At 66.8% G+C, this 3972-nt stretch carries 5 protein-coding genes; all 5 read right to left on the minus strand.

Features of this window, described 5'->3' with window-relative positions; translation table 11 throughout:
- Positions 1–668 precede the first annotated feature (668 nt).
- A complete protein-coding gene (locus tag HLK59_RS48700; protein ID WP_171148117.1) occupies positions 669–1244 on the minus strand; it encodes a TetR/AcrR family transcriptional regulator in 576 nt (191 codons plus the stop codon).
- A gap of 16 nt (positions 1245–1260) precedes the next feature.
- Entirely contained in the window at positions 1261–1638 is a 378-nt protein-coding gene (locus HLK59_RS48705) for a fic family toxin-antitoxin system, toxin component (RefSeq protein WP_171148118.1), read from the minus strand.
- Positions 1638–1877 (minus strand): hypothetical protein, encoded by a 240-nt coding sequence (locus HLK59_RS48710; protein ID WP_171148119.1) that lies wholly within the window; start codon positions 1875–1877, stop codon positions 1638–1640. Before HLK59_RS48710 ends, HLK59_RS48705 begins: the two co-directional genes overlap by 1 nt.
- A gap of 108 nt (positions 1878–1985) precedes the next feature.
- A complete protein-coding gene (locus tag HLK59_RS48715; RefSeq protein ID WP_171148120.1) occupies positions 1986–3515 on the minus strand; it encodes an FAD-binding protein in 1530 nt (509 codons plus the stop codon).
- Positions 3516–3644: 129 nt separating this feature from the next.
- Positions 3645–3972, minus strand: a 328-nt coding sequence (locus HLK59_RS48720) for a LuxR C-terminal-related transcriptional regulator (RefSeq protein ID WP_171148121.1), incomplete at its 5' end; no start/stop codon positions are given.

Here is a 3972-nt window from a genome sequence, read left to right on the forward strand (position 1 = left end):
CTTCTGTCAGTGCAGCCTCAGCAACCACTGTCAGCCCCCATTCAGGCACTGACCAGCACAAACAACCGGGTCTGCCACTGACACCACAGCAACAAAAACCCCACCGACAAAACACCACACAACACCAATCCGGGGGCGGAGCCCGCTCCGCGGGGCTCCGTTGCAGCAGCAACTAGCTCTGTCTAAAGGGCACTTGACGTAGCATCAGGGAAAGGTGACGGAACATCAGATGGCGTACGGTCAGGAAAGACACTCCCCCTCCCCGGCCCAACAGTAACCCAGCAAACAAACGTCAACCCCAACAGACCTTCCCAGACAAAAGTTCAGCCTGACTCTCAGCGTACGGGCTCAATTCCTCAGGCACATATGGACAACCCCCTCACCCCACGCTATTGCCCCAAAAAAACAAGACCGCCGAGCAACCGACCAGGCCCACACCCGACACAGAGCCTCCACTACGCCCCAACCCTGAAACCCACGAAGAGGTTCGGGCGTCCAGCGCTGTCTAGTGATAGATAAGAGAGTTTCGCGCCAAAAGTGCCCCTGAACTGCGGTGATACCAAACTGTTTGTTCTAGGTTTCCAGAACAAAAGCTCCCCGAGTGTTCTGGATCCTCAGAACAAAGACCCCTCGAACCTGACGGATCATCAGGTAATGCCGAGACGCCGTCAGGACGAGGTATCCGGCCAGTTGCGTAGGAGGGTGTCAAGGGCTTCCAGGATTCGGGGCCAGGTTTCCTGGGAGTTGGGGGTGCTGTGGCTGAAGCCGCCGTTCATTTCCAGGGTGATGTAGCCGTGGAAGGTGCTGCCGAGGAGGCGGACGGCGTGGGTTTGGTCGGGTTCTGTGAGGTGGTAGGCGCGGAGGATTGCTCGGGTCATCTGGGCGTGTCTGGTGCCGGCGCTGGCTGCGGCTGCTTCTGGGGTGAGGCGTAGTTGGGCTGCGGCGTAGCGGCCGGGGTGTTCGTGGGCGTAGTCGCGGTAGACGTCTGCCAGGGCTGCCAGGGCGTCTTTGCCTGCTCGGCCTGCCAGGGCTGTGTCGCCTCTGTCTGCCAGTTCTTCCAGGGCCAGTAGCGCGATCCTGGTTTTCAGGTCGTGGGAGTTCTTGACGTGTGAGTACAGGCTCGCGACCTTGACGTCGAAGTGTCTGGCGAGGGCAGAGACGGTGATCTGGTCGAAGCCGATCTCGTCGGCGAGGTCGGCGCCGGCCTGGGTGAGGCGTTGTGGGGTCAGTCCTGCGCGCGCCATGGGTCCTCGGGGTGTGTCAGGTGGCTGTGGGCCATGTGCGGAGCAGGGTGGCGATTCCCGACGTGGTGCAGGTGGGGTCGCGGAGCAGGTCGCGTAGGGCGATCGCGTCGCTGCGGGTGGGCTTGACGGGGATGCCTGAGGCTTCCAGGTACATGACGCCGGTCGCGGCGGCTACGGCCATGTTGGAGCGTTCCAGCCAGCGGCAGCGGCCGAGGACGTGGATAAGGGCGGCGGCGCGGGCGTAGGGGCCGTCGTAGACCGGCTGGTCGAGGAGTTCGGCCTTGTGGGCTGCTACCGCGGCTACCGGGATGCCGTAGTCGTCGGGGGCGGGGTCGTGGGCGCCTGCTATTTCGGCGACTTGCAGGATCCAGGGGACGTCGATGTGCAGGTCCATTACGCGGCGTGGGCTCCGGGGGTGTTCTGGTCGGCGTTCTCGGTCTCGTCGAAGATCGCCTGGTGTTCGTCGAGGAAGCGGCGGGCGGCGTCGAGACCGCGGGCGCGCAGGCCGTCGGTGTCTTCCCGGACGAGTTCGGCGATGTAGTCGCCGACGCTCAGGCCGCGGTCCTTGGCTCGGGCTTTGGCGAGTTCGGCGACCTCGTCGTCGACGCGGGCGCCCAGTTGTGTCTTTGCCATACGAGCATGGTAACAGCTGTTACCAGGCTGTTGTGGGTGGGGCCGGCGGTCCGCTCGGAAGGGGGGTGAGCGGACCGCCGGCAGGGAGGAGGGTCGGGAGGTCAGGGGTCAGGCGATGGCCTGGGCGAAGGTGAAGTAGTGGTGCGGGTCGTAGGAAGACTTGATCGCCTGTAGGCGGGGGTAGTTGCGGCCGTAGTAGGCCTGCTGCCAGTTGGCCAGGGCCGGGTCCATGAAGTTCTGGTAGGACTCGTGGTTGCCGGCTGTCTCGACTGTGGTGAAGGTGGCGTTGAGCCAGGCGTCGCCTGCGGCCTTGTCCTCCTGGGTGGGGGCGGCGATGGTGTGGGCGAGCTGGATGCCTACCTCGAACTGGGTGGTGCGGTGGGAGTAGGCGGTGGCGCCGGTGTTGTAGTCGTTGACGCGGCCGCCGTAGGAGAGGAGGGCCAGGACCCGGAACTGGCCGGGGCGCAGGGAGGCTTCCATTCGGGCCAGAGTGTCCTGGATGGAGGTGCGGGTCTGGGCCTTGCTGAAGAGTGTGTTGCGGTAGGTGGCGTTGTACTCGCGGGGCAGGACGGCCTCGGGCGAGTAGCCGACGCGGTGGCATTCGCTGACGGTCTGGGTGCCGCAGCCGAAGATGGTCATCATGGCCTGCTGGTAGGGCAGTTCGACGACCTGTCGGGTCACGCTGGCCTTGCCGTGGGACGTCATGAAGGTGTTGAGGGTGTTCTCGGCGGCGCTCTGTGTGCCGGCGTAGGTGCCGGTGAGGATGACGTGCGGCTCGCCGCCCTGGTCGGTTGCCAGGGTGAACAGCAGCTGCGTGTTCAGCTCGCGCGGGCCGCTGATGATCCACTGCTGCCAGGCCTGGACGATGTCGGCTGCGTCGGACCAGGCGAAGGTCAGGTTGAACAGGGTGAGCGACGGGATCGCGACCGGGCGTACCTCGTACTCCGTGACGACGCCGACGTTGCCGCCGCCTCCTCCTCGCAGGGCCCAGAACAGGTCCGGGTTGTCGTTGGCGGAGGCCGTGACCGACTTGCCGTCGGCCAGGACCACCCTCGCCGAGACCAGGCGGTCGGCGGCTGTGCCGTACTTGCGGGAGGCGGGGCCGAGGCCGCCGCCCTGGAGGAAGCCGCCCATCGCGACCGTGGGGCAGGTGCCGGAGACGACCTGGAGGCCCTGCGCGGAGAGGGTGTTGACGATGTCGACGCCCTGGGCTCCGGGGCCGAGGCGGACCGTGGATCCGGTGGTGCGTACGGTGTTGAGGCGGGAGACGTCGATGACCAGGCCGGGCGTGGTGGAGTAACCGGCGTTGCTGTGGCCGCCGCTGCGGACCGAGAAGGCCAGGCTGTTGTTCTGGGTGAAGCGGATACAGGTGGCGATGTCGGCGGCGGTCTTGCAGTAGGCGACCGCCTGGGGGTGGATCGCGTCCCACTTGGCCTGGTGGAGCTGGATCGCCTGGTCGTACGTGGACTCTCCGGGGAGCACGAGGGTGCCCGTGAGGGCGGCTCGCAGGGTGTCCCAGGAGGGTGCGGCGGCCGCGGGGCCGGCTCCGGCCAGCAGCATTCCGCCGCTGGAGACGGTCAGCGCGGCGGCAGCTCCGGCGCCCGCACCGGTGCGTATGAGTGAGCGTCTGCTGATCACAGGTTCCCCCTTTGTGGTCGCATGCCTGGTCAGGGCGTAGCGAGCTTTCGTACGCGTCAGTCGTGCGGGGCGAGCCTTACGGGGATCCCTTGGACGTGGCTAAATCGGCCGGTGGTTCGGATGTGGCGGTCAGGGGACGCGTCGGTGCGTGCGGGGGTGGACCACACCGGCGCCGTAGGCGATGGCGACCAGGCCGGCGCGGCGGCGGGCGCCGAGTTTGACCATGGTGCGTCTGACGTGTGTGCGGGCGGTCAAATGAGAGATGACCAGGCGGTCGGCGATCTCCCGGACGGACAGACCCGCGCCGGTCAGTGCCAGGACTTCGCGTGCGGGGGGGGGGGGGCGGTGCAGGGCGGGGGGGGGGGAGCGCTGTACGCAGGTATCGATCAGGGGCCAGGTGATCCGGGGGGACAGCACTGCTTGGCCGTCGGCGACCAGGCGTACCGCTCGGGGGAGG

Source organism: Streptomyces sp. S3(2020) (genome assembly GCF_013044505.1).
In the GTDB taxonomy this organism is placed as follows: Bacteria; Actinomycetota; Actinomycetes; order Streptomycetales; family Streptomycetaceae; genus Streptomyces.